General features: G+C 73.5%; 18 protein-coding genes. 12 read left to right on the top strand and 6 right to left on the bottom strand.

All coding sequences use genetic code 11. The annotated features are described in order from the left end of the window. Window positions 1–186: 186 nt before the first annotated feature. The 5 genes from ACIBQZ_RS04265 to ACIBQZ_RS04245 all read left to right on the top strand — a co-directional run bounded on the left by ACIBQZ_RS04265 (window position 187) and on the right by ACIBQZ_RS04245 (window position 5,621). Window positions 187–1,530: an efflux RND transporter periplasmic adaptor subunit gene (locus ACIBQZ_RS04265; protein WP_396087000.1), complete on the top strand. Its 1,344-nt coding sequence runs from the start codon at window positions 187–189 to the stop codon at window positions 1,528–1,530. Further along, complete coding sequence (locus tag ACIBQZ_RS04260) at window positions 1,527–2,438, top strand: ABC transporter ATP-binding protein (RefSeq protein WP_396086999.1); 912 nt, start codon at window positions 1,527–1,529, stop codon at window positions 2,436–2,438. Before ACIBQZ_RS04265 ends, ACIBQZ_RS04260 begins: the two co-directional genes overlap by 4 nt. After that, window positions 2,435–3,619, top strand: a complete 1,185-nt coding sequence (locus tag ACIBQZ_RS04255; RefSeq protein WP_396086998.1) for an ABC transporter permease — start codon at window positions 2,435–2,437, stop codon at window positions 3,617–3,619. The genes ACIBQZ_RS04260 and ACIBQZ_RS04255 overlap by 4 nt, the downstream gene beginning before the upstream one ends. Further along, window positions 3,616–4,497 carry an EamA family transporter gene (locus ACIBQZ_RS04250; protein WP_396086997.1) on the top strand — a complete coding sequence of 294 codons (882 nt, stop codon included), beginning with the start codon at window positions 3,616–3,618 and terminating at the stop codon, window positions 4,495–4,497. Before ACIBQZ_RS04255 ends, ACIBQZ_RS04250 begins: the two co-directional genes overlap by 4 nt. 62 nt (window positions 4,498–4,559) lie before the next feature. Continuing rightward, a complete protein-coding gene (locus tag ACIBQZ_RS04245) occupies window positions 4,560–5,621 on the top strand; it encodes a GGDEF domain-containing protein (RefSeq protein WP_396086996.1) in 1,062 nt (353 codons plus the stop codon). Here ACIBQZ_RS04245 and ACIBQZ_RS04240 read toward each other — a convergent pair. The 4 genes from ACIBQZ_RS04240 to ACIBQZ_RS04225 form a co-directional block, all read right to left on the bottom strand. Next, complete coding sequence (locus ACIBQZ_RS04240; protein WP_396086995.1) at window positions 5,593–10,659, bottom strand: hypothetical protein; 5,067 nt, start codon at window positions 10,657–10,659, stop codon at window positions 5,593–5,595. The genes ACIBQZ_RS04245 and ACIBQZ_RS04240 overlap by 29 nt on opposite strands. Before the next feature lie 832 nt (window positions 10,660–11,491). After that, window positions 11,492–11,926: a hypothetical protein gene (locus tag ACIBQZ_RS04235; RefSeq protein WP_396086994.1), complete on the bottom strand. Its 435-nt coding sequence runs from the start codon at window positions 11,924–11,926 to the stop codon at window positions 11,492–11,494. A gap of 106 nt (window positions 11,927–12,032) precedes the next feature. Further along, window positions 12,033–13,004: a pirin family protein gene (locus ACIBQZ_RS04230; protein ID WP_396086993.1), complete on the bottom strand. Its 972-nt coding sequence runs from the start codon at window positions 13,002–13,004 to the stop codon at window positions 12,033–12,035. A gap of 9 nt (window positions 13,005–13,013) precedes the next feature. Further along, a complete protein-coding gene (locus ACIBQZ_RS04225) occupies window positions 13,014–14,354 on the bottom strand; it encodes an acyltransferase (RefSeq protein ID WP_396086992.1) in 1,341 nt (446 codons plus the stop codon). Between the two features lie 130 nt (window positions 14,355–14,484). On the opposite strand from ACIBQZ_RS04225, the gene ACIBQZ_RS04220 reads away from it, so the two are divergent. Next, window positions 14,485–15,405: a hypothetical protein gene (locus ACIBQZ_RS04220; protein ID WP_396086991.1), complete on the top strand. Its 921-nt coding sequence runs from the start codon at window positions 14,485–14,487 to the stop codon at window positions 15,403–15,405. Here ACIBQZ_RS04220 and ACIBQZ_RS04215 read toward each other — a convergent pair. After that, window positions 15,371–15,805, bottom strand: a complete 435-nt coding sequence (locus ACIBQZ_RS04215; protein WP_396086990.1) for a pyridoxamine 5'-phosphate oxidase family protein — start codon at window positions 15,803–15,805, stop codon at window positions 15,371–15,373. The genes ACIBQZ_RS04220 and ACIBQZ_RS04215 overlap by 35 nt on opposite strands. After that, on the bottom strand, window positions 15,802–17,232 hold the full coding sequence (locus tag ACIBQZ_RS04210; protein ID WP_396086989.1) for a DUF2252 domain-containing protein: 1,431 nt from the start codon (window positions 17,230–17,232) through the stop codon (window positions 15,802–15,804). The genes ACIBQZ_RS04215 and ACIBQZ_RS04210 overlap by 4 nt, the downstream gene beginning before the upstream one ends. Window positions 17,233–17,395: 163 nt before the next feature. On the opposite strand from ACIBQZ_RS04210, the gene ACIBQZ_RS04205 reads away from it, so the two are divergent. The 6 genes from ACIBQZ_RS04205 to mmsB all read left to right on the top strand — a co-directional run bounded on the left by ACIBQZ_RS04205 (window position 17,396) and on the right by mmsB (window position 25,848). After that, window positions 17,396–18,409: a LacI family DNA-binding transcriptional regulator gene (locus ACIBQZ_RS04205; RefSeq protein WP_396086988.1), complete on the top strand. Its 1,014-nt coding sequence runs from the start codon at window positions 17,396–17,398 to the stop codon at window positions 18,407–18,409. Window positions 18,410–18,544: 135 nt separating this feature from the next. Beyond that, complete coding sequence (araB, locus tag ACIBQZ_RS04200) at window positions 18,545–20,176, top strand: ribulokinase (RefSeq protein ID WP_396086987.1); 1,632 nt, start codon at window positions 18,545–18,547, stop codon at window positions 20,174–20,176. Between the two features lie 61 nt (window positions 20,177–20,237). Next, on the top strand, window positions 20,238–21,728 hold the full coding sequence (gene araA, locus ACIBQZ_RS04195; RefSeq protein ID WP_396086986.1) for an L-arabinose isomerase: 1,491 nt from the start codon (window positions 20,238–20,240) through the stop codon (window positions 21,726–21,728). Window positions 21,729–21,844: 116 nt separating this feature from the next. Beyond that, a complete protein-coding gene (gene chvE, locus ACIBQZ_RS04190; RefSeq protein ID WP_396086985.1) occupies window positions 21,845–22,975 on the top strand; it encodes a multiple monosaccharide ABC transporter substrate-binding protein in 1,131 nt (376 codons plus the stop codon). A gap of 78 nt (window positions 22,976–23,053) precedes the next feature. Then, on the top strand, window positions 23,054–24,586 hold the full coding sequence (gene mmsA / locus ACIBQZ_RS04185) for a multiple monosaccharide ABC transporter ATP-binding protein (protein ID WP_396086984.1): 1,533 nt from the start codon (window positions 23,054–23,056) through the stop codon (window positions 24,584–24,586). 5 nt (window positions 24,587–24,591) lie between these two features. Beyond that, complete coding sequence (gene mmsB, locus ACIBQZ_RS04180; protein WP_396086983.1) at window positions 24,592–25,848, top strand: multiple monosaccharide ABC transporter permease; 1,257 nt, start codon at window positions 24,592–24,594, stop codon at window positions 25,846–25,848. Window positions 25,849–26,028: the final 180 nt, after the last annotated feature.

Here is a 26,028-nt window from a genome sequence, read left to right as displayed (position 1 = left end):
GGTGAGCTCGTCGAGCGGGCTCGGTCACCAGCCTCACATCCGGCCGTGAGCTGGGCAGTCAGGTGCCGGTCGGCCATCGGGCGGATAACCGACAGCCGTGCGGTATCAAACCGTGTGCGACCGATATCGATCAGGTGTCCGATCGGCCCGGGTTTTTCGTCGGTGCCCCGGCATAGAGTGGCGCTCGTGTCTCGCCCCCGCCGCCGCGCCCGCACGCTGCTGGTCGCCGTCGTTCTGCTGCCGCCGCTGACCGCCGCCTCCTGCGGTGACGAGCCGTCCGGCGTCACCGTCGGCGCCGCCGCGATGGGCACCGTCGCCGAGATCGTCGAGGCCTCCGGCTCGGTGACCGCCCGCGCCGCCGCCACGGTCAGCTCACCCGCCGAGGGCACCCTCGCCGAGCTCCGCTACGACGCCGGTGACCAGGTCCGCAAGGGTCAGGTGGTCGCGGTGATCGAGTCGCCCGCCGCCGAGCAGCGCCTGGAGCAGGCCGCCCGCGCCCTGGACGCGGCGTCCTCCGGCGGCGTGCCGGCCGGCGGCGGCACGGCCGGCTTCACCGCCGCCCGGCAGCGCACCGACCAACGCGCCGACAAGGCGTTCACCGCCGCCCGGGAGGCCGCCGCCAAGGTCACCGACGCCGACCTCAAGGCCGCGCTGCTGGCCCAGGTCACGGCATCCCAGCAGCAGTACGAAGCCGCCTCCGACGCGGCCGGCGCCGCCCAGCGCTCGGTGCAGCGCGGCGTGGCGAGCCTGGGCCAGGCGGTCAGCGCGCTCGGCACGGCCCAGCGGCTGCAGGCCCAGCAGGCATACGACCTGGCCGAGGCGGCCGTCGAGGCGCTCACCCTGCGCGCCCCCGTCTCGGGCGTGGTCCAGCTCGGCGGCACCGCCACCGGCGGCTCGTCATCGCTGACCGACCTGCTCGCCGATCCCGCCGCGGCGGCCGCCGCCGGCGCCCCGGCCCAGGCAACCCCGGCCGGCGTCGACACCGCGGTGCCGCGGGGCGCGACGGTCGGCCCCGGCACCCCGATCCTCACCATCGTCGACACCGGCAAGCTCGGCCTGGCCGCCGAGGTGGACGAGACCGACGTGTTACTGGTCGCGGCCGGCGGCAAGGCCACCGCCGAGCTCGACGCCGCCACCGGCGCCACCTATCAGGCCACCGTGCGCGCCGTGGACCTGCTGCCCACCACCTCGGCACGCGGCGGCGTCTCCTACCGCGTGCGGCTCACCCTGGGCAGGGGCGAGTATGCCGACGGCCGGCCCGCGCCGACCCCGCGCCCGGGCATGAGCGCCATCGTCCGGCTCCAGGTCCGCCAGGCGGCCGACGCGGTGACCGTGCCGGCGTCCGCGGTGGTCTCCGCCGACGGCCGCGACACCGTCTGGACGGTCCGCGGCGGCCGGGCCGAGCGGGTCCCGGTCACCCTCGGCGTGCAGGGGGAGGACAAGGTGCAGGTGGTCTCCGGCATCGGCGCGGGGCAGCAGATCATCGTGGGCGGTGCAGACCAGGTCAGCCCCGGGCAGACCGTGCCGTGACCACCAGCCGGAGCACCGCCGCCGGCCCCCCGGCGATCGTCGCCACGGACGTCTCGCGCACCTATGACCTGGACGGGGTCTCCGTTCCCGCCCTGCGCGGCGTCTCCCTGACCGTGGCCGACGGCGACTACCTCGCCATCGTGGGCGCCTCCGGCTCCGGCAAGTCCACCCTGATGCACCTGCTCGGCGGCCTCGACCGGCCCACCGGCGGCACCCTGCTGATCGGTGGCCGCGACGTCGCCAAGCTGTCGCCGCCCGAGATGGCGCTGCTGCGCAACAAGACCATCGGCTTCGTCTTCCAGTCGTTCCACCTGCTCGCCCGCACCACCGCACGGGACAACGTCGCGCTGCCGCTGGTCTACCGGGGCATCGGCCGCCGCGAGCGCCGGGCCCGCGCCGCCGAGATGCTGGCCCGGGTCGGCCTGGCCCACCGGATGGACCACCGGCCCAACCAGATGTCCGGCGGCGAGCAGCAGCGCGTCGCCATCGCCCGCGCGCTGGTCACCGGCCCCTCGGTGCTGCTCGCCGACGAGCCCACCGGCAACCTCGACACCACCACCGGCCAATCGGTGCTGGCCCTGCTCGAGTCGCTGAACGCCGAGGGCGTCGCCGTCGTCCTGGTCACCCACGACCGGGACGTCGCGGCGCGGGCCCACCGCCAGATCGTGATGCGCGACGGGCTGATCGTCGAGGACTCCTCAGCACCGACAGCCGCCGCCGGCGCGCCCGCGGGCAGCGGCCCCGCCGTCGCCGCGCCCGCGGACGGCGTGGTCGCGGGCGCTCCGGCCGGGGGCGGTGTGGTCGCGGGCGCTCCGGCCGCCGGCGCGCCCGCGGGCGGCGTGGCTGCGGGCGGCGTGGCTGCGGGCGGCGTGGCTGTGGACGGGCCGGCCGGGGGCGGCGGCGCGTGAGGCTGGCTGAGGCCTGGCGGGTCGCCCTGGACGCGCTGCGCGCCAACCGGCTGCGCAGCATCCTCACCATGCTCGGCGTGGTCATCGGCGTAGCCGCCGTGGTTGCGCTCGTGGCCATCGGCACCGGGACCAAGCAGCAGATCGAGCAGCAGGTCGAGGGTTTGGGTTCCAACCTGCTGCTGGTCGTGCCGGGCCGGCTCGAGGCCGGCTCCGCGCCCTCGGTGTCGACCCTGTCGCTGGACGACGTCGACGCGGTCTCCCGCGTGGTCGGCGACCGCAGCCGGGTCGCCGTCACGGTCGCCTCCGGAGAGACCGTCCGGGCCGGCAGCCGGTCCACCTTCTCCAGCCTGCAGGGCGTCCTGGAGACCACCCCGACCGTCTTCGTCCGCCGGCTGGACCGCGGCAGCTACCTGACCCGCTCGGACGTCAACACCGCCCGCCGCGTCGCCGTCCTCGGCGCGGGCGTGGCCGACCAGCTCTTCGGCGACCGCGACCCGATCGGCCGGCAGATCACCATCGGCGGGGTGCGGTTCCGGGTGATCGGCACCTTCGAACGACTCGGCCAGAGCCTCGGCGTCGACCGCGACAACGAGGTGCACGTGCCGATCACCGCCGCCCAGCGGCTGCTCGGCACCGACCGCGTCGACGGCCTGGCGATCCGCGCCCCCGACCGCGAGCGCATCAACACCCTGGGCGCGAACGTCGTCGCGACGCTCAGCGAACGCCACCCCGACAGCGACTTCAGCGCCGTCACCCAGGAGCAGATCCTCGGCGTGCTCGGCGACATCCTCGGCGTGCTGACCGGGGTGCTGGCCGCCATCGCCGGGATCAGCCTGCTCGTCGGCGGGGTCGGCGTCTCCAACATCATGCTGGTCTCCGTGCGGGAACGGACCCGGGAGATCGGCCTGCGCAAAGCGGTCGGCGCCCGGCCCCGGGACATCGGCCTGCAGTTCCTGCTGGAAGCGGTCCTGCTCACCACGATCGGAGGCGTCATCGGGATGGCGCTCGGCATCTCCGCCGCGCTGCTCGTCGACCGCCTGTCGCCGGTGCCGGCCGCCGTCACCTGGTGGTCGCTGGCGCTCGCGTTCGGCGTCTCCGCGCTGGTCGGCATCGTGTTCGGGGTGGTGCCCGCGCAGCGTGCCGGCCGGCTCGACCCCGTCGTCGCGCTGCGGACCGAATGACCAGCACCGTCCGCGAACGCACCACCGTGCCGGCGCCGCTGCTCGTGCTGGCCGCCATCGCGTCCGTCCAGGTCGGCAGCGCCGTCGCCCGGACGCTCTTCGACGACCTCGGCGCCGCCGGGGTCACGCTGCTGCGCCTGTCCATCGCCGCGGTGGTCCTCGGTGTCGCGTTCCGGCCGAAGGTGGGCGCCTGGTCCGGCGCCGCGTGGCGGGCGGCCGTGCTGCTCGGCGTGGCGATGGCGGGCATGAACCTGCTCTTCTACCTGGCGCTGCGGACGGTGCCGCTGGGCGTCGGCGTGACCGTCGAGTTCCTCGGCCCGCTGCTGCTCACGCTGGCGCAGACCCGCCGCCTGGTCGACCTGCTCTGGGCGCTGCTCGCCGGCGGGGGAGTGGCGCTGCTCGGCCTGGGCTCCGGGTTGACGGCGCCGCTGGGTGGGCTGCTGCTCGCGTTCGCGGCCGGGCTGTGCTGGGCCGGGTACATCCTGGCCAGCGCGCACCTGGGCACGCTGGTGCCGGGCACCGGCGGGCTGGCGGTGGCGCTGGCGGTCGCGGCGGTGCTGGTCCTGCCGTTCGGCACGGACGGCGCGGCGGCGGTGCTCGCGCACCCGTCGCTGCTGCTGGGCGCCACCGCGGTCGCGCTGCTGTCGTCGGTCGTGTCGTACGGGCTGGAGATCAACGCGCTGCGCCGGATGCCGACCCGGGTCTTCGGCATCCTGATGAGCCTCGAACCGGCCGCCGCGGCCGTCGCCGGGCTCGTCGTGCTGCACCAGCGCCTCGGCCTGCGGGAGGTGGCGGCGCTGCTGCTGGTCAGCCTCGCCAGCCTGGGCGTCACTCTGGCCCGGCGCGGCCCGGCGGTCCCACCTGTCCCACCAGCCTGACCCATGTCAGGAAAGCCTCAAGTGGGCGGCCCGGTGGCCGAACAAAGAGCGTGTCGCATCGGGTGGAGGCCCCCGCTTACGAGCTCCGTGATCTGCACGGTGCCTCGCGGGCGGTCGCATACCTGACCCTCGCCGCTTCGCCGTACGTGCTGGTGACCGCGTGCCTCGTACCGGGCATCAGCGCGCTCACCCTGACCGTCGCGTTCTCGATCGGCATCTTCATGGCCGTGATCGGGGTGGTCTGCTGGCGCCGTCCCGCGGTGCTGCCGAGGGCGTTCTGGTTCCTCGCCCCGCCGGTGGCCACCATGGTCGTGGCCGGCCTGAACTTCGCCACCCACGACGCCTCCACCGGCGCGCAACTGTTCTACCTCTGGCCCATCCTGTACACGGCGAACTTCCTCAGCCGCCGGGTCCTCTACGCCAACCTGGTGCTGGTGTTCGCCGGCGACGCGGCCACCGTGTTCGCGGTCCTCGGCACGCAGAAGGGCGCCTCGGACTGGGTCGCGATGGTGCTGGCGATGACGATGGCCGCGACGGTGGTGCAGAGCCTGCGGATCCGCGCCGACCGACTGCGCGACGTGCTGGAACAACAGGCGCACGCCGACCACCTCACCGGCCTGGCGAACCGCCGCTACTTCGACGAGGCGCTGGCTGCGGCGGGCGGGTGGGCACACCGTACCGATGGCTCGCTGGCCCTGCTCACGATCGACCTGGACCATTTCAAGGCGATCAACGACACCTTCGGCCACGCCGAGGGCGACCGGGTGCTGCGGGCCGTCGCGGACGCGCTGCGCCGGGTCGCCGGCGACAGCGGCGTCGCCGCCCGGCTCGGCGGCGACGAGTTCGTCCTGCTGCTGCGGATGGGCCGCCGCGCCGCGGTGGGCGTCGCCGACGCGCTGCGGGCCGCCATCGCGGACCGCCACGACCTGCCGGGTGGACCGCCGGGCGTGAGCATCGGCCTCGCGGTGCTGCCCGGGGACGTGCGCACGGTGGCGGATCTCGTCGCGGCCTCGGACGCGGCGCTCTACCAGGCGAAGACCTCCGGCCGCGGCCGGGTCTCGGTCGCCGGCGAGCGGCACAACGTCGACCGGGTGCCTAGCTTCGTTCCGGAACCGCGGCCCTGACCAGGCCGAGGATCTCCCGGCGCAACCGAGGGTACGGACCCCAGCCGTCCCGCAGCACGTGGATGTAGATCGCCTCGAGCGCCACATCGATCCGCTGCATGAGCTCCTGGTCGTCGGGCAGCCCCAGCCGCACCGCCCGGGCGAAATGATCAAGGGCCTCCATGTGCCGCCCCTGATCGAAGGCGCTGCGCCCGGCGTTCTCGTGCACGACACTGCGCAGCAGCTCGGGCGCCTCGGAACTCGCGGCCTGCTCGAACAGCCGGTCGGCCTCGGCGTAGTCGCCGCGCAGCCGCAACACGTGCGCCAGCTCGGCCTGGGCGATGACGGTGGCCTGCACATCCCCGGCCGACTCGGCGTGCGCCAGCGCCAACCGGCTCGCGGCGGCGGCCATGCCCAGCTCGTCCAGCAGCCGGTAGACCTCGGCCCGGACGCTCAGCAGACCGGCCCGCGCGACGTTGTCCTGCTCGTCGGCGAGCGGTCCGTCGAGCCGTTCCCCGAGCTCCCGCAGCGCGTCCCGGTCGTCGACAACCTCGCGCAGGGTGGCGCCGTCGAGCCGCCAGCGGATCGCAGCCAGATCCTCCGGGCCGAGCGGCTTGGGCCGGGCGGGCTCGACCGTGGCGGGGGAGGCGTCCGGCCCGCCGAAGGGTTGCGCGGGGGTGGGGTCGGGGGCCGGCTGCTGCTCGTCCGGCGCCTGCTCCGGTGACATGACACCCGCGGCGCCGACCAGCCCGTTCATCAGGCCGGTGATGTCCAGATCGAGCACGGCGCCGTCGGCGTCGGCCGCGGGCGGGTCCTGCGTCGCGCTCTCCGGAGACAGGGGTGAGTCGCTGTCGGCGGGCTTCGCCGAGGGTGTGTCGGTGTCGGTGTCGGTGTCGGGCTTGGGCTTGGCGCCGAACCAGGTCGGGCCGAGCTCCGAGTCGGCGTACTTGATCGGCTCCGACGGCCCGGAGGTGATCAGGCGGCCTATCGGCGCGGCGTTCGCGGCGGGGTTCGGGCCCGGCCGGGTGGCCGGTGGGACGGGCGAGACCGGTGCGGCGGACCCGGGATTCTTGACCGGCCCGGTCCGTAGCGGCGCCGCTACGGCCGAGGTGGGCGCTGCCTGGTTGCGGGTATCGGTCTGGCTGCTCGCCCCGGCCTGGCTGTTGGTCGCGGCCGCGTGGTGGGTGGTGGCCGGGTCGGGCGCGGCCGGGTGGGGCGGGGTGGCAGGAGCCGTCGGGACGCCGCCGGCGCGGAAGGCTGCCTCGGCGAGCCTGGTCGCCTGGGTCTGCCGGGCCAGTTCCGCCGCGCGGCGTTCCTCCTCGGCCCGGTGGGCTTCCTCGGCGCGGCGGACCGCCGCGGCCCGCTGTTCGGCCTCGAACCGGCGCGCTTCCTCGGCCCGGCGCATCGCTTCGGCGTGCTGCTCGGCCTCGAGCTGGCGGGCGGCGATGGCGGCCTGGCGGGCCTGCTCGACCTGCCGGTCCGCCTCCTCGGCCCGGCGGGCTGCTTCGGCGCGGCGGACAGCGTCGGCCTGCCGGGCTGCCTCCGCGCGGCGGGCGGCGGCCTCGGCCTCGCGGGCAGCGATCTCGGCCTGCCGGGCGGCCTCGGCCTGGCGCGCCGCTTCCTGCCGGGCTGCTTCCGCCTGCCGGGCGGCCTCGACCTGCCGGGCTGCTTCCGCCTGGCGCTCCATCTCGGCCTGGCGGGCGGCAGCTTGCGCCTGCCGGGCGGCTTCCGCTTGCCGGGCTGCTTCCGCCTGGCGCTCGGCCTCGGCAAGCCGGGCGGCTTCGGCTTGGCGGGCCGCGTCGGCCTGCCGGTTGGCCTCGGCCTGGCGGGCCAGCAGGTCGGCCTGGTGGGCGGCTTCGGCTTGGCGGGCCGCGTCGGCCTGCCGGTTGGCCTCGGCCTGGCGGGCCAGCAGGTCGGCCTGGTGGGCGGCTTCGGCCTGGCGGGCCGCGTCGGCCTGGCGAGCGGCAGCGGCCTGGCGGGCGGCCTCGGCGTCGCGCTCGGCCTGGGCGTGCCGCTCTGCCTCAACTTGCCGTGCCGCGTCGGCCTGCCGGTTGGCCTCGGCCTGGCGGGCCAGTAGATCGGCCTGGCGGGCGGCTTCCGCCCGCCGACCAGCCTGGGTGTGCCGACCCGCATCGGTCTGCGGCCGCACTGCGTCGCCTTGCTGGGCGGCATCGGTCTGCCAGGCGGTCTGGCCCTGCTGGGCGGCTTCCGTCTGCCAGGTGGTTTCGGACTGCTGCTGGGCGCCGGCGTAACGGGCGGCTTCGTCCGGCTGCGGCGGGGTGTCCGTGCCGCCGTGGCGAGGCTGCGGCGGCACCGCCGTCGGGCGTCCGGCGTGCCGCGGCTGGCCGGGGCGGGCCTGGGTGTCCGGTTCGGCCAGGTGACTTTGCGCGGCCTGCTCCGGCACGACGATGCGGTCGGCCGTGGGCGGACGCTGGGCAGGCACCTGCACCGTCGAGCCGCGGTGCTGCCCCGGCCCGTCGGCGCCCGCGGGTGCGGGGGATTCCGGCCGGACCAGGCCGACCGTGGGCGGTTCCGGCTGCGACGACGGGCTGATGATCGGCAGTTCGTCGGTGCTCCGGCCGGGTGCGGCGGGACCGGTGTGCCGGGCGGGAAGCACCTCTCCTTCGAGCGCGGGGCCGGTGGCGGCGGGCGACACCGGCATGGCTGTAACGGGCCTGACCTGGGCGGGGACGCTGCTGACCGGCCGGTCGAACGGTGGCGTGTAGGCGGCCGGAGCGGTGCGCGACGGGGGCCGCTGCGAGGGCGGGACGGCGGTCGGCGTACCGGTGGAGGTGATCATCGCGGTGCGCGGTCCGCCGACGATCGGCGTCTCGGCCGTCGAGCCGTCGCCGAAGGACGTCCGGCCACCCGCGGCCGACGCGGGACGCCGGCCGCGCGGGCCCGCGATGCGCGGGTCGGTGTCGGACGGGCTGCGGGGAGCTGCGATGCGCGGGTCGGTCTCGGACGGGCTGCGGGGAGCTGCGATGCGCGGGTCGGTCTCGGACGGGCTGCGGGGAGCCGCGATGCGCGGGTCGGTCTCGGACAGGCCGCGGGGAGCTGCGATGCGGGGGTCGGTGTCGTGGAGGCCGCGGGGGTGCTGCGGCGGGGAGTAGCGGGGGTCGTACACGGGCACGCCGCGCGGGTCCGTGGCGGCCGGTCCCGGCGGGGGGAATGCCCGGGGGTCGTGCAGGGCCTGCTGGTCAGCGTCTTGCGGGTGCTGCGGCGGGGAATAGCGGGGGTCGTGCACGGGCACGGCGCGCGGGTCGGTGCCGGCCGGGAAGCCGTGCGGGGACCGGGGGTCGTCCCGCGGCGTGGCGCCCTGGTCGCCGTCGGCCCACGGAGTGAACGCCGCCGGTGCCTGCGGAGCGGCCGGGCTCTGCGGCGTCTCGCCGAACGCGGGTCGCCGGATCGGCGCCGGCGCGGCCGGTCGGATCGGTGTGGGCGCGGCCGGTCGGATCGGCGCCGGGGTGGACGCCGGGATCGGCGGTGGCGCGGCGGCGGGCTGGACGGGCGGCCGGTTGCCCGGACCGGCCGGCGGCGCGCTCGCGGGCCGGTGATCGCCACCCGGCGGCACCGCACCCGGGCGGGTGGGGTCCTGGCCGGGAAGCAGCCCGACGGGTTCCGCCGCGCGGGTATCGGCCGGCCCCACAGCACCCGGCCGGCCGGCCGGCGGCACAGCACGAGGATCCTGCCCGGGAACCAGCGCGGCCGGAGCGTCCGGAGCCCACCCCGCACCCGCCGACCCAGGACGCCCGCCGTCGAATGCGCCCGCTGACCCGGGACGCCCGCCGTCGAACGCGGCCGGCGACCCGGGGTGCATCTCGTCGAAGGCGGCCGGGCTGACCGGAGCCCGCCCCGCGGCCGGCGACCCGGGACGCACCTCGTCGAACCCCGCCGGGCTCACCGGCGCCTCCGCGGACACCCCCGACGGCGACACAAAACCGACCCGCGGCTTCCGCTGCGACCCGCCCTGCCCCGGAGCGTTCCGCGGCGCCCGCTCGTATCCGCCCTGGTCCGGCGTCGCCGGGACGTCCGGCCGCCGCGTCGCCGGCACGTCCGGCCGCCGCGTCGCCGGCCGGATGATCTCCGCGGGCGCCGACGCCGCGGGGGTCTTCGGCACGTTCGGCAGCGCGGGCGTCACCACCCGTGGCGTCGCCGTCTGCGGCTCGGCCTTCTTGACCACGCGGGGCATCGCCGGCGGCTCGGCCTTCTTGATCACGCGCGGGGCCGCCGGCGGCTTCGCCTTGCTCAGCACGCGCGGCACCACCGGTCCCGGGGCCTTGCTCACCACCCGTGGTCCGCTGCCGTCCTCCGGCGTCTGCTCCTCCGGTACGTCCGCAGCCGGCAGCTCGTCCACCAGCGGGTCGAAGTCCTGCTTGCGGGGCCGGTACAGGCCCGCGACGAGCTCACCGTCACGCTCCGTGGGCGGCTCGGTGGGCACCGGCGGCGACACCCGGGCGCGCCCGCTGACCGGCTGCGCCACGTCGCGCCGGCCGCGCCGGGGCTGCTGGTCCGCGGCCGGGGCGTCGTCCCAGCTCTCGATGACGCGGTTGCGGCGGGAGGCGGTGTAGCGCCGCTGCTCCTCCCAGTCCCGCTCGTCGAAGTCGCGGTCGTCGTACTCCAGCTCGTCGAAGTCGAGGCTGCGGCGCTGCCAGCCCTCGGCGCCGGGCGGTGAGACGGGCGCCGCGTCCAGGTCGGCCGGGGCGAACGCGGGGTCGTCGAGCCAGCTCGGGCGCTCGCTGTCGAACGCCTGCTTGATGTGTTTGTCGCGATTCGGTGACCGTTGGTAGCCGTCCTGCCGGCGCTGGCGGCGGCGTTCGGCCAGTTCGTCGACGGCCGGCTCGAACGGGACCGGGTTCTGCGGCTGCTGGGGTGAGTCGTCGAAATCGTCCTCTTGGACGTATTTCGCGCGGGTCGGCGGACGACGGGTATCGGCGCCCCAGCGGGCTGCGACGGCATCGGCGTACGGATCCCGGGCGGTCGCGGTGGTGTCACCGTACGGCCGTTTCGGGTTGTCGTCGTACTCCGATTCCCAGTATTCGTCGTCCTCGAAACTCATCGGGTCACCCCGGCCCGGCGACCCGTGGCGGGGCACGACAGAGGCTGCGCTGCGTCCGCCCGCTGCCGCATCCGTCCCCCGTCCTCCGCTACCGCGTCCGCGCCCCACGCGCCCGGTAGCACCTTCCCCCTGCGGTACGAGTTGGAAGGTTAACCACGGTTTTGCGTAGAGCGCTACCGCCCGCGGGGATGCGTCACGCGGCTCCGGAGCGCCCCTGACGCCCGGATCCGCCCCGGCGCCGCGGCCCGCCGGGTATGGACCGTCGACAGACAGTACGGATGCGGACGCCCAGCGGTTCATTCTTGAGGCCCGGTGCACGGAAGGTTTTTGGCAATTGACGGAAAGTGACCGTGACGGCTGCGGTCGTCACCCATTCATGAACCGCCCTCATTGTTTCCGCGGTGTGGCCTGCCACGGAATTTAAGCCATTCTTAATGACCGTCTCAGAAAGGGGACACGGAATGGCGCGTCGGCAGCCGACGGCCGGCTCACCCGCTGTGACGGTGGCGAGGGACACGTCGCGGCCGCACGGATCATGGCCGGTCCGGATGTCACCGTGGGAGCACGGGCCGGTCCGGCGCTGTGCCGGCCCGTGGCCCGCCGCCCGTTCCGGCGGCGGGCCGCCGAAGTGACAGAAACACGACACGCTCTCGGCGCCGTACGCGCCGCGGGCCGGGTGGTCCTGCGCCGCCTGGACCCTGTCCACGATGAACTCCCCGGCCGGCGGCCCCCGCCCCCCTCTGTAGGTCGCCACCAGCCGGGGCCGAGGAACGGCGGCGGGTGCACACGCCGCCGTTTCGACTCTCCACCGCCACCCGCGGCGGGTGCCGGCTCAGAGCCGACCGTCCTCCGTGAACGGTGCGACCGGCGTCGGCAGGATCAGCCCCGCGAGGGCCAGCCTCTCCAGCAGCCGGCTCAGCTCCGCCCGGGTGAGCATCTCCAGCTGCGCGGGCTGCCGGTGCGGCACGTCGAGCGCCCGGGCGGCCTCCACCGCCCGGCCGCCGATGGCCGCCTCCACCGCCCAGAGGCGGTGGGCCAGCATCGCGATGTGCGCCGAGCGGGTCAGCTCGTCGTGCAGCCGCAGCAGCCGGCGCAGGTCGGCGGCGAGCTGTTCGATCGGTGGCCCGGTCGGCTGCGGCTCGGCGGGCCGGTGCGGCCAGGCCCGGACCAGGGCCGCCCAGCAGCGCGGCGTGTAGACGACCGCGGCGCCGATCAGGGTGGGTGTGACGGTGATGAGGGCTAGTTTCCCCACGTCGAGCAGGCTCACGGTGCCCTCCTTCAGCCCGCGTGCATGGTTACCCCTCTGACGATCCGCCCGCCCGCGACCAGCGTCAAGCCGGGTCGGTGCGGCGTACTCAGTGGATCTCCGCAGGTCAGCGGGTGCGGCCGCGGGCCACCAGGCGGGTGATCGGCATCGGCGGGGCCGGGATGTCCGGGCCGTCGTAGCCGCGGACGGTGCCGAAGCGCCCGCCGCCCGCGCGCTCCTCCCAAGCCTGCCGGGCCGCCACGATCTCGTCGTGGTCGCGGCCCACGAAGTTCCACCACATGACGATCCGTTCGGCGAACGGCTCGCCGCCCAGCAGCATCATCCGGGTCTCCGGCCCGGCCGTCAGCCGCAGCTCGGTGCGCCCGGCGCCGAGGTAGAGCAGCGGCCCCGGCCCGACCGGCACGTCCGCCACGGTGCCCGCGCCGTCGATGACCAGCACCGCGTACTCAAAATCGGGTCGCAGCGGCACGGTGGCCCGGCGGCCGGCCGCCAGGGTGAGCTCCGCACCCAGCAGCGGGGTGTAGCAGCGGGCGGGGGAGACCGCGCCGGCCAGCTCACCCATGAGGACGGTCGCGGTCAGGCCGCCGTCGGCGAGCACCGGCAGCCGCGCGTGGTGGGCGAAGGCCGGTGCGACGTCGCGGTCCGTGCCGGGCAGGGCCACCCACAGCTGTACGCCGTGCAGCACGCCGCTGTGCTCGGCCGGCGTCTCCTCGGAGTGGGAGATCCCGCGTCCCGCCGTCATGAGGTTGAGCCGGCCCGGCCGGATCAGCTGGCGGCTGCCCAGGCTGTCGCGGTGCAGGATCTCCCCGGCGACCAACCAGCTCACCGTCTGCAGCCCGATGTGCGGGTGCGGGCCGATCCGCATCCCCGGCGACCCGTTCAGCGCATGCGGCCCGTACGCGTCCAGGAAGCACCACGCGCCGACCATCCGCCGGTGCTTGCTGGGCAGGGTCCGGGTCACCGCGAGCCCGCGCGGGCCGCCCAGCGCGACCGGGGCGCCGTCGAGCACCTCCACCCCCGCCGGGGTCGTCGTCGCGTCCGGGTGTCCGACCTCGGGGTCCGCCTCCAGGCTGCTCACCGCTGAAATCTACCGCCGTCCCGGGTGCGGTGGCGCCGCCCGCAGCAGGCCCGCGCCCAGCGCGATCAGCGCCAGCGCCGCCGGCGCGGTGACCGGCACGACCAGCAGCGTGGCCGAGTGCCCGGCCAGCAGCGCACCGAACCCCACGGTCGAGATGCCGAGCACGCCCAGCGTGCAGAGCGTCGCACCGACGGCGGCCCGGACCGGCGAGCCGGCCGTGATGACCGTGGGTCGGGGCTCGTCGAAGCGGCGGAAGGCCGCCACCAGCACGGCCGTGACCAGGGCCGCCGCGCCCAGCCACAGCGGCCGGGTCAGCCACCAGCCGACCGAGCCCGGCGCTGCCACGGCCAACCCGCCGAACGCGGCCAGCACCACGAACGCCGCGGTCAGGTGCCACAGGAACGCGGTCATGGCCAGGCCGTTCGCCGCCACCACCGCCCGCCAGACCCGGGCCCGGGCGAGCAGCCGCAGCGCCGGCTCCCGCAGCAGCAGGACCAGCCCGATCAGCCACACCGCGTGCGCCGCCAGCGCCACCGTCGGCGGGGACATGTTGGACACCGCCTCGCCGGGCACGCCGACCATCGACACCGGGTACGGCCCCACGCCCGTCAGCAGCAGCACCGCGCCCAGCCCGGCGCCGGCCAGCAGCAGGGCGAGCCGCCGGCCACCACGCTGCAGGGTGCCGTCGGCGTAGAAGAAGCCGAGCTGGTGCACCCCGGCCCAGATCACCAGCAGGTTGAGCACGGCCACCCGCGGGTGCCCGGTGAAGCGCAGCACGTCCACGCCCGCCGCCACGGCGAGCAGGGCCACCGGCACCAGCGCGCCGAAGCGCCGGTGCAGCCGCCACATCGCCGGCGCGAGGGCGACCAGCGCCAGATAGACGCCGAGGAACCAGAGCGGCTGCACCGCCGTCCGCAGGGCCACCCGGGCCAGGCCGTCGTCCTGGCCGGTCAGCCCCGCGCCCAGCGCCAGCACCAGCCAGACCGCCAGGAACGCCGCCGCCGGCCGCAGCAGCCGGGCGGTCCGGGACCGGGCGAAGTCGGCGTAACCGCCGCCGCGGCGCCGGATCGAGGCCAGCGCGGTCGCGTGCGCGAACCCGCCGACCAGGAAGAACACCGGCATCACCTGGAGCAGCCAGGTCATCGGCCGCAGCTGCGGCACCAGCGCCAGCACGTTGGTGACGCGGGTGCCGCCGTCGGGGCCGAGCACGGGCGCGGCCATCAGCCAGTGCCCGGCGATCACGACGCCGAGCGAGGCGACCCGGAGCAGGTCGACGTAGCGGTCACGGCCGGGCGGGGTCGCTGCCGCCAGGGTGCCGGGGGCGGCGCCGGACACGGTGGTGGAGGTCATGCCGGATACCCTGCCGGGCCCGCGACCTGCCCGGATGGGTGCGCATACTCATCCGGTGGGGGTACGCGCGCTGACATGACCCGCGGGCGGCAGTACGGTGGCCGCTGCCCCGCCGACCAAGGAGGAACACGTGCGACCCGTACTCGCCACCCTGCTCCTCGTGGCGCTGGCCGGCTGCGGCGCCGACAAGCCCCGGCCGGTGATCGGCGGATCGAGTGCCCCGGTCCCGGCGACCTCGCCCGCGCCCGCTCCGGCCGCCGCCAGGCCCCCGGCCCAGCTGCCCCTGGGCGGCACGAAGATCTTCCCGGCGTACCGGGTGGTCGCCTATTACGGCACCGCGGGCAACAGCGCGCTCGGCGTGCTCGGCGAGCGCAGCCCGGACAAGACGCTGCCGCGGCTGCGGGCCGCCGCCGAGCCGTTCGCCGGCGACCGGAAGGTGCAGGTCGCGTACGAGCTGATCGCCAGCGTCGCCCAGGCCGGCCCGGGCGCGGACGGCGACTACAGCCGGATGATCCCGCTCGACCGCATCCAGCAGTACGTGGACCACGCCCGCCGCCACAAGGTGCTGGTCATCCTCGACCTGCAGCCGGGCCGCGGCGACTTCCTGCCCCAGGCCCGGCTGCTGGAGCGGTTCCTGGTGCAGCCGCACGTCGGGCTCGCGCTGGACCCGGAGTGGCGGATGCCGGCCGGCAAGGTGCCCGGCCGGACCATCGGCCGGGTCGGCGCGGCCGAGGTCAACCGGGTGTCCGGCTACCTGTCCGGCCTGGTCACCAGGCACGCGCTGCCGCAGAAGCTGTTCGTGCTGCACCAGTTCCGGGCGTCGATGCTGCCGGACGTCGCCAGCATTCGGCAGCGGCCGGGGCTGGCGCTGGTGCAGCACGTCGACGGCTTCGGCACCCGCTCGGAGAAGAACGCCACCTGGCAGCGGCTGCGCCGCCCGCAGCAGTTCCACCTGGGCTACAAGCTCTTCTACGACGAGGACGTCAAGCGCTACCGGGCCGCCGACGTGCTCAAGTTCAAGCCGGTTCCGGAGCTCGTGAGTTTTCAGTAGCGCCCAGGCTCGCCGATCCCAGCACCCGGGTGATCGTCACCTCGATGACCACCCGCTGCGGGTTGGGCCGGGGCCGGCGGTAGCGCTCGGCGTAGCGGCGCTCGGCCTCGGCGACCGACTCCGGGTCGTCGCGGACCACCGCCCGGCCCTCGATCGTGCTCCACCGCGGGCCGTCGACCTGGCAGATCGCCACCCGGTCGGCGCCCGCGCGGACCTGCCGGACCTTGGCGGACCCGCCGGACGCGATCACCCGCAGCAGCCCGGCCGCCGGGTCCACGGTGGCGCCGACCGGTACGACGTGCGGCGAGCCGTCCCGGCGCAGCGTGGTCAGCGTGGCGAGGTGCCGTTCCGTCCAGAACTCCAGCACCGCGGGCAGGGACAGGGACAGGGTGCCGCTCATGCGTTCTCCGCCGGTAGCTTGCCCTGGCGCACCGCGGCGACCAGGCGTTGGTGGTCGCTCTCGACCTGGTCCGCGTACGCGCGGGCGAACGTGCTGAGCATGTGGTCGAGCTTGTCGCTGCCGCCGATGTACCCGGCGATCATGGACGCGCCGCTGGTCCGGGCGTGGCTCTTGGCCAGCAGGTAGCCGCAGATCCCGGCGTAGTCGGCCAGCGCGTCCGCGTTGATGTCCTCGACCACGATGGCGCCCTTCATGTCCCGGAACTGGCGCACGTAGAACTGCCGGTCGCCGACCGTCGCCCAGCCCAGCAGCGGGTCGCTGACCGTCTGCAGGGCCTGCTGGTACTCCACGACGCGCTGGCCCTGGTGCCGGTGCCAGGCGGACTCGCCGTGCTGGTGCTTCGCGATCACCGACCGGCGGGCCTGCTTGAGCTGGAGGAACACCACGTCGTCCGGGCTGCTGCCCTCGCACAGCGCGACGTACGCCCGCAGCCCGACCGAGCCGACCCCGACCACCTTGTGCGCGATGTCGACGATCCGGTAGCCGGCCAGGATGCGCGCCCAGTGCGGCGGCAGCGTGCGCAGGTAACCGTCCAGGGCGGCGGCCAGGTGCTGCACCTCCCGCTCGGTCGGCCGGGTGATCAGCGGCGGCTCCTGCACCAGCCGCACCGTGCCGTCGTGCTGCTCGGTGAAGCGGGGCAGCGCGCGGTCGCTGGTGCGCCGGCGGGCGCGTCGGGCGGCGCGCTCGATCTCGTCCCGGAAGCCGGGTTTGGTGGCCGCCTTGCGCAGGTCGTCGACGTCCAGGGCGGCGAACGAGCGGGCCAGCAGCGGCTGCGCGGCGAGGTGAGCGATCTGCTCGCGGTACTCCTCGACGCAGTGCCGGACGGCGTCGGCGCAGGCGTGCTCGCGGAAGCCGTTCTGCCGGCCGGCCACCCAGACGCTGGTCACCAGCCGGCGCAGGTCCCACTCCCAGGCGCCGGGGTGGGCCTCGTCGAAGTCGTTGAGGTCGAAGACCAGCTCCCGTTCGGGGGAGGCGTAGAAGCCGAAGTTGCCCAGGTGGGCGTCGCCGCAGATGACCGGGGTGATGCCGGTGGCGGGCAGCGACGCGAAGTCGTCGGCCATGATGTTCGCCGAGCCGCGCAGGAATGCGTACGGCGAGGCGATCATGCGGCCCACCCGGACCGGGACGAGCCAGGGCAGCCGGCCCTCGTGCGCGTCGATGATCTGCTGGACCGGGTCGGCGCGGTCCGCCGCCGGGCTCCACTGTGCCAGGTCGGAACGGGGTGAGCGCTCCCGCAGCGAGCGGCCGAGCTCGTAGCGTTCGGCGCGCGGCGGGGCGGGCGCGCGCAGCGAGGCGAAGCCGGTCTCGTGGCCGGCGCCGAGCGCGACAGGGCCGTGGGGCGGCGGGGAAACGGGCGCTGCTGGCATCACCCCTGAGCCTACGGGTCGCCGGGGGAACGGGCGTAACGGCTGGTTGACGCGGATCTTGTTATCGCTAACAATGACGGTCCGGCCACACTCCGGGACCGTCGTACCCCGCTTTTGTGCGCCGGCCGCGGGATGGCTGTCCGATACGGGACGAGGTGCGGCGATGGACGTGCACGCGGCGCGCAGCCCCGCCATGACCGATGTCGCGCGGCTGGCCGGCGTCTCGCACCAGACCGTCTCCCGGGTGCTCAACGATCATCCCAACGTCCGCGAGCAGACCCGGCTGCGGGTCCGGGCCGCCATCGCCGAGCTGGGCTACCGGCCCAACCGCGCGGCCCGGGCGCTGGTCACCGGCCGCTCCCAGCTGATCGGCATCGTCGCGCAGAACAGCACCCTGTACGGCCCGGCCTCCCTGCTCGCCGCCTTCGAGCAGGCCGCGGCCGAGGCCGGCTTCGCGGTCAGCGTGGGCAGCGTGGGCCGGCTGGACCGGGAGTCGATCGCGGGCGCGGTGGAACGGCACCTGGACCAGCGGGTCGCCGGGCTGGTGGTGATCGCGCCGGTGAAGTCCGCCGACGACGCCCTCGAGGGGATGCCGGCCGGGGTGCCGCTGGTGACCATCGACGGCGATCCGGAGCGCACGCACACTCTGGTGACCGTGGACCAGGCCGCCGGGGCGCGCGCCGCCACCCGGCACCTGCTCGCCGCCGGGCACCGTACGGTCTGGCACATCTCCGGCCCGCCGGAGTGGTACGACGCGGCCTGGCGCATCGCGGGCTGGCGGGCCGCCCTGGAGGAGGCCGGCGCCGAGGTGCCACCGCTGGTGAACGCCGACTGGTCGGCGGCCTCCGGCTACGACGCCGGCCGGATGCTGGCCCGGATGCCGGAGGTGACCGCGGTCTTCGCGGCCAACGACCACCAGGCGCTCGGGCTGCTGCGCGCGTTCAGCGAGCACGGCCGCCGGGTGCCGCAGGACGTGAGCGTGGTGGGCTTCGACGACGTGCCCGAGGCGGCGTACTTCATCCCGCCGCTGACCACCGTGCGGCCCTCCTTCGCCGCGGTCGCCCAGGCGGGCCTGGACCTGCTGCTGGCGCAGATCACCGACCCCGCGACCCCGCCCAACCGGGTGGTCATCGCGCCCCGGCTGGTCGAACGCGCGAGCGTGGCCCCACCCGCCTGAGCAGCCGGAAGCGGTTTCGCCCAGGTTGCCGCGTTGTAACCACTCACCCGTTGACATCGGAAATGTTAGCGCTCACACTCGATCCCACGCCGTCTGGCGTGTGTCCTGTGACACCCCCTTCCGGAGGTATCAGTCATGCCCGACGCCCCGTCCGAGACCTACGTGATCGGTGTCGACTTCGGCACCCTCTCCGGCCGGGCTGTGGTCGTCCGGGTGTCCGACGGCACCGAGCTCGGCTCGGCCGTCCACGAGTACCCGCACGCCGTGCTCACCGACGCCCTGCCCGACGGCACCCCGCTCGGCCACGACTGGGCGCTCCAGGTGCCCGGCGACTACGTCGAGGTGCTCCAGCGCGCCGTGCCCGCCGCCGTCCGCGCCGCCGGCATCGACCCCGCCCAGGTGGTCGGCATCGGCACCGACTTCACCGCCTGCACGATGGTCCCCACGCTGGCCGACGGCACGCCGCTGAGCGAGGTCGAGGGCCTGGCGAGCCGGCCGCACGCGTACGTCAAGCTCTGGAAGCACCACGCCGCCCAGCCGCAGGCCGACCGGATCAACCAGCTCGCCGCCAAGCGCGGCGAGGCCTGGCTGCCCCGGTACGGCGGCCTGATCTCCTCGGAGTGGGAGTTCGCCAAGGGCCTGCAGCTGCTGGAGGAGGACCCCGAGCTGTACGGCCGGATGGACCGCTGGGTCGAGGCCGCCGACTGGATCATCTGGCAGCTCACCGGCTCGTACGTGCGCAACGCCTGCACCGCCGGCTACAAGGGCATCCGCCAGGACGGGCACTACCCCTCGCCGGAGTTCCTCGCCGAGCTGAACCCCGCGTTCGCCGGCTTCGTGGCCGACAAGCTGGACCAGCCGATCGGGCAGCTGGGCGCCGCCGCGGGCACGCTCAGCGCCGCGGCCGCCGGCTGGACCGGCCTGCCCGAGGGCATCGCGGTCGCGGTCGGCAACGTCGACGCGCACGTCACCAACGCGGCCGCCCAGGCCCTCGAACCCGGCCAGATGGTCGCGATCATGGGCACCTCGACCTGCCACGTGATGAACGGCGCCGAGATCGCCGAGGTGCCCGGCATGTGCGGCGTCGTGGACGGCGGCATCGTCGAGGGCCTCTACGGCTACGAGGCCGGCCAGAGCGGGGTCGGCGACATCTTCGCCCATTACCTGCGCTACCTCGGCCCGGAGTTCACCCACGAGCACCTGACCGAGCTGGCCCGCCGGCAGCGGCCGGGCGCGCACGGGCTGATCGCGCTGGACTGGCACAGCGGCAACCGCTCGGTGCTGGTCGACCACGAGCTGTCCGGGCTGCTGGTCGGCGACACGCTGGCGACCCGGCCCGAGGACGTCTACCGGGCGCTGATCGAGGCGACCGCGTTCGGCACCCGCACCATCGTCGAGACGTTCAACGCCGCCGGCGTGCCGGTGCGCGAGTTCGTCGCGGCCGGTGGGCTGGTCAAGAACACCCTGCTGATGCAGATCTACGCGGACGTGCTCCGGATGCCGCTGTCGGTGATCGGCTCCGAGCAGGGCCCGGCGCTGGGCTCGGCGATCCACGCGGCGGCCGCCGCGGGCGCGTACCCGGACGTGCGGGCCGCCGCGGCGGCGATGGGCCGCAAGCAGACCGCGGTCTACCAGCCCGACCCGGACGCGGCGGCGGTCTACGACGAGCTGTTCGCCGAGTACACCAAGCTGCACGACTACTTCGGCCGGGGCGCCAACAAGGTCATGCGCAACCTGCGCGCGATCCAGCGACGGGTTGTGGCATGACCGCCGGCATCGGCTCCCTCTACCACCGTTACCAGCATGCCTACGGACAGGAGTCCACCCGATGAAGCCCCAGATCTGGTTCCTCACCGGCAGCCAGCACCTCTACGGGCCCGAGACGCTGGACCAGGTCGCCTCCCAGTCGCAGCAGATCCAGCAGCTTCTGACCTCGTCCGGGGGGATCTCCGCCGAGATCGTCAGCAAGCCGGTGCTCACCGACAGCGCGGCGATCCGCACGGTCATGCTCGAGGCCAACGCCGACCCGGCCTGCCTCGGCGTGATCGCCTGGATGCACACGTTCTCCCCGGCCAAGATGTGGATCACCGGCCTGGACGCGCTGCGCAAGCCGCTGCTGCACCTGCACACCCAGCTGAACCAGGCGCTGCCGTGGGCGTCCATCGACATGGACTTCATGAACCTGAACCAGGCCGCGCACGGCGACCGGGAGTTCGGCTACATCCAGACCCGGATCGGCGTGGCCCGCAAGACCGTCGCCGGGCACGCCGCCGACCCGACCGTGGTCACCCGGATCGACGGCTGGGTCCGGGCCGCGGCGGGCGTGCAGCGCCTGCGCAGCCTGCGGCTGGCCCGCTTCGGCGACAACATGCGCGACGTGGCCGTCACCGAGGGCGACAAGGTCGAGGCCGAGCTGCGCTTCGGCGTCTCGGTCAACACGTACGGCGTGAACGACCTGGTCGCGGTCGTGGACGCGATCCCGGACAGCGAGATCGACACGCTGGTGGCGGAGTACGCGGACGCGTACCGGCTGGACCCGCAACTGGCCCGCGGGGGTGACCGGCACGAATCGCTGCGGTACGCGGCGCGGATCGAGGCGGGCCTGCGGCAGTTCCTCACCGCGGGCGGCTTCGGCGCCTTCACCACCAACTTCGAGGACCTCGGCGGGCTGCGCCAGCTGCCCGGCCTGGCCGTGCAGCGGCTGATGGCCGACGGCTACGGCTTCGGCGGCGAGGGCGACTGGAAGACCTCCGCGCTGCTCGCGGCGGTCAAGGCGATGGGTACGGGCACCGGGCGCGGCACCTCGTTCATGGAGGACTACACCTACCACTTCGGCCCGGGCGAGCAGAAGATCCTCGGCGCGCACATGCTCGAGGTGTGCCCGAGCATCGCCGCCGACCGGCCGTCCTGTGAGATCCACCCGCTGGGCATCGGCGGCCGCGAGGACCCGGTCCGCCTGGTCTTCGACGCCGCCGCCGGCCCGGGAGTGGTGATCGGCATGGCCGACCTCGGCGACCGGTTCCGGCTGGTCGCCAACGCCATCGAGGTCACCGCGCCGGACGAGCCGCTGCCCAAGCTGCCGGTGGCCCGGGCGGTCTGGAAGCCGGCCCCGTCACTCGCCACCTCGGCCGAGTCCTGGCTGACCGCCGGGGGACCGCACCACACGGTGCTCACCCAGGCCGTCGGCGTGGAACCGCTGCGCGACTTCGCCACGATGCTCAACACCGAGCTCTTGCTCATCGACGAGAACACCACCACACACGACTTCGCCGACCGGGTGCGCTGGAATCAGGCGTACTACCGCCAATACGCACGGTAAGTACGTATCGCCTGGGTAACAACCGTGTCTAAAAATGTTTACTTCTGAGCGTACGAGCGGGAAAGTTGACCGGTCGTGCGCGTCATAGGGGACCTCACCATCGCAAGGAGAGAACGATGAAGTTGACGAGGCTCGCGTCGGTGGCTGCGGCCATGACGCTGACGGTCGCCCTGGGCGCCTGTGGTTCGGCCGAGAAGTCGGTCGACCAGCAGGCCTCGGGCGCTGCCGACAACAGCGGCGCGCTGATCGGGGTGACCATGCCGACGCGCTCCTCCGAGCGCTGGATCGGCGACGGCGACAACCTGAAGAAGCAGCTGGAGGCCAAGGGCTACAAGGTCGACCTGCAGTACGCCGAGGACAAGATCCCGACGCAGACCCAGCAGCTCGAGAACCAGATCACCCGTGGCGCCAAGCTGCTGATCATCGCGTCGATCGACGGCACGGCGATCACCACGCAGCTGCAGAGCGCCAAGGAGAACAACATCCCGGTCATCGCCTACGACCGGCTGATCCGCAACAGCCCGAACGTGGACTACTACGCCACCTTCGACAACTTCAAGGTCGGCGTCCAGCAGGCGACCTCGCTGCTGGTCGGCCTGAAGCTGCTCAAGGAGGACGGCTCGAAGGGCGACGCCAAGGGCCCGTTCAACATCGAGCTGTTCGCCGGCTCGCCGGACGACAACAACGCCACCTTCTTCTTCAACGGTGCGATGTCGATCCTGCAGCCGTACATCGATGCCAAGACCCTGGTGGTCAAGAGCGGCCAGACCGACTTCAAGGTGGCGGCCATCCTGCGGTGGAAGGGTGAGGTCGCCCAGAAGCGCATGGAGAACCTGCTGACCTCGACGTACAAGGGCGGCGTGAAGGTCGACGGCGTGCTGTCGCCGTACGACGGCCTGTCGATCGGCATCCTGTCGGCGCTCAAGAGCAACGGCTACGGCACCGCCGGCCAGCCGTACCCGATCGTCACCGGCCAGGACGCCGAGCAGGCCTCGGTCAAGTCGATCATTGCCGGTGAGCAGTTCGCCACCATCTACAAGGACACCCGTCAGCTGGCGGACACCACCGTGCAGATGGCCGACGCCATCCTCAAGGGCCAGAAGCCCACGACGAACAACGACAAGGACTACGACAACGGGGTGAAGGTCGTCCCGGCGCAGCTGCTCGACTCGGTGATCATCTACAAGAGCAACTACAAGAAGGAGCTCGTGGACTCGGGCTACTACAAGGAGTCTCAGCTCCAGTAGTGCCTTCCCCGGTGCCCGCCGCTGAGCACAGCGGCGGGCACCGGCTCCTTTTTGGCGTGCCGACCCTGGGGGATGAGCATGAGCGACACCATCCTGCGTATGCGGGACATCACCAAGACGTTTCCTGGGGTCAAAGCGCTCCAGGACGTCAATCTGTCCGTGCGCCGTGGCGAGATCCACGCGATCTGCGGCGAGAACGGCGCCGGCAAGTCGACCTTGATGAAGGTGCTGTCCGGGGTCTACCCGCACGGCAGCTACGACGGCGAGATCACGTTCGAGGGTGCCGAGTGCCGGTTCTCCGGCATCCGGGACAGCGAGGAACGCGGCATCGTCATCATCCACCAGGAGCTCGCCCTGGCGCCGCAGCTCTCCATCGCCGAGAACATCTTCCTCGGCAACGAGCAGTCCACCCGCGGCCTGATCGACTGGAACCGCACCAACCACGCGGCCGGCCAGCTGCTGGAGCGGGTCGGCCTGCGGGAGAACCCGGTGACCCCGATCGTCGATCTGGGCGTCGGCAAGCAGCAACTCGTCGAGATCGCCAAGGCGCTGTCGAAGCGGGTGCGGCTGCTGATCCTCGACGAGCCGACCGCGGCCCTCAACGAGGACGACTCCGCCCACCTGCTCGACCTGCTGCGCGGCCTGCGCGACGAGGGCATCACCTGCGTGATCATCTCGCACAAGCTCAACGAGGTGATGGCGATCGCGGACCGGGTGACCATCCTGCGGGACGGCCGGACGATCTCCACGCTGGACCAGGCGGTCGAGGGCGAGGTCACCGAGGCCAAGATCATTTCCGGCATGGTCGGCCGGGACCTGGACCACCGCTTCCCGCCGCACGAGTCGCACGTGGGCGAAGAGGTGCTGCGGATCGAGGACTGGACCGTGCACAGCCCCACTCAGCACGGCCGGGTCGTGGTCCGCAACGCCAACCTGAGCCTGCGCCGCGGTGAGATCGTCGGCCTCGCCGGGCTGATGGGCGCCGGGCGCACCGAGCTGGCGATGAGCGTCTTCGGGCGCTCGTACGGCATCGGGATCTCCGGCCGGATCATCAAGGACGGCAAGGAGATCCGCCTGCGCTCGGTCCGCGACGCGATCAGGCACGGCATCGCCTACGCGACCGAGGACCGCAAACGGTACGGGCTGAACCTCATCGAGGACATCAAGCGCAACATCTCCGCGGCGGCCCTGGGCAAGCTCGCGAAGCGCGGCTGGGTGGACGAGAACGAGGAGTACAAGGTCGCCGGCGACTTCCGCACGAGCTTGAACATCAAGGCGCCCAGCGTGCTGAGCGTCACCGGCAAGCTCTCCGGCGGCAATCAGCAGAAGGTCGTGCTGTCCAAGTGGATCTTCACGAACCCGGATGTGCTGATCCTGGACGAGCCCACCCGCGGCATCGACGTCGGCGCCAAGTACGAGATCTACACGATCATCAACCGGCTGGCCGACGAGGGCAAGGCGATCCTCGTCATCTCCTCGGAGCTGCCCGAGCTGCTCGGGCTCTGCGACCGGATCTACGCGCTCTCGGCCGGCCGGATCACCGGTGAGGTGCCGCGCGCGGAGGCCACCCAGGAAAGCCTGATGACCCTCATGACCAAAGGAACGGAGTAACCGCGATGTCTGTCGCGCCCACCAACGCCGACCTCGCGGTCGACCAGCTGCCTGCCGCACCCGGCGGTCCGGCGGCCGACTCGCCCCGCCGGTTCAACCTGAACCTGCGGCAGAGCGGGATCTACATCGCCTTCGCTCTGATCGTCCTGCTGTTCACGGTGCTCACCGGCGGTGACCTGTTGCAGCCGCAGAACATCAGCAACATCATCGTGCAGCACTCGTACATCCTGATCCTGGCCATCGGCATGATCCTGGTGATCATCGCGGGCCACATCGACCTCTCGGTCGGCTCGGTCGTCGCCGCCTGTGGCGCGGTCGCCGCGGTCCTGATGGTCGACCACAACATGTCCTGGCCGCTCGCGCTGGTGATCACGCTGGTGGTCGGCGGCCTCATCGGCGCCTGGCAGGGCTACTGGGTCGCGTACTTCGGCATTCCCGCCTTCATCGTCACGCTGGCCGGCATGCTGCTCTTCCGTGCGCTGACGCTGACCGTCCTGGGCAACCGGGGCATCGGCCCGTTCCCCGACGAGGTCCGGACCCTGTCGAACGGCTTCACCGAGGGCTACCTGGGCAACATCGGGCTCGGCGTCCTCGGCGGCGCCGATCTCTTCAGCCTGCTGATCGGCGTCATCGGGGTCGGCGGCATCGTCCTCACCCAGTGGCGCACCCGTTCCGCGCGCCTGCGGTACAACCAGGCCGTCGACCCGCTGCCGCTGTTCATCGCCCGGATCGCGCTGGCGTCGTTCCTCGTCATGGCCGTGATCGTGCAGCTCGCCCGGTTCAAGAACCTGCCGTGGGTGCTGATCCTGCTGGCGTTCCTGATCCTCGGCTACTCCATGCTGACCAACAGGGCGGTCTTCGGCCGGCAGATCTACGCGGTCGGCGGCAACCTGCAGGCGGCGATGCTGTCCGGCGTCAAGGTCAAGTCGGTGGTCTTCTGGATCTTCGTGAACATGGGCGTGCTGGCGGCGCTGGCCGGCGTCATCTTCGCGGGCCGGTTGAACCAGGCCAACCCGCAGGCGGGCGACCAGTTCGAGCTGGACGCGATCGCGGCTGCGTTCATCGGCGGCGCGGCGGTGCAGGGCGGTGTCGGCAAGGTGGTCGGCGCCATCACCGGCGGCCTGATCATGGCTGTCCTCAACAACGGCATGTCGCTGATCGGTGCCGAGACCGAACAGGTGATGCTGGTGAAGGGCGCGGTGCTCCTGGCGGCGGTCGCCTTCGACGTGTGGAGCAAGCGCCGGGCTGCCGCCTCCCGCTGACCACTCCCGCCGGGCGGATCCGACCGGGTCGCGCCCGGCGCGTGGCGGCATTCGAGAAAGCTCCTGTCGGCTTGCCGGAATGTCATTCGTGCGGTGTCGGCGATGCTGACATCAACCGGCGGTATCGCCCTTGCGAATGCCTTTCCCGCCGGCACCGCGAGAACGGGCCCATCCCGGCAG

Origin of the sequence: Actinoplanes sp. NPDC049599, from assembly GCF_044465625.1 — a bacterium.
GTDB lineage: Bacteria > Actinomycetota > Actinomycetes > Mycobacteriales > Micromonosporaceae > Actinoplanes.
Note: the sequence above shows the minus strand (reverse complement) of the source record. Positions and strands in the feature narration are given on the sequence as shown.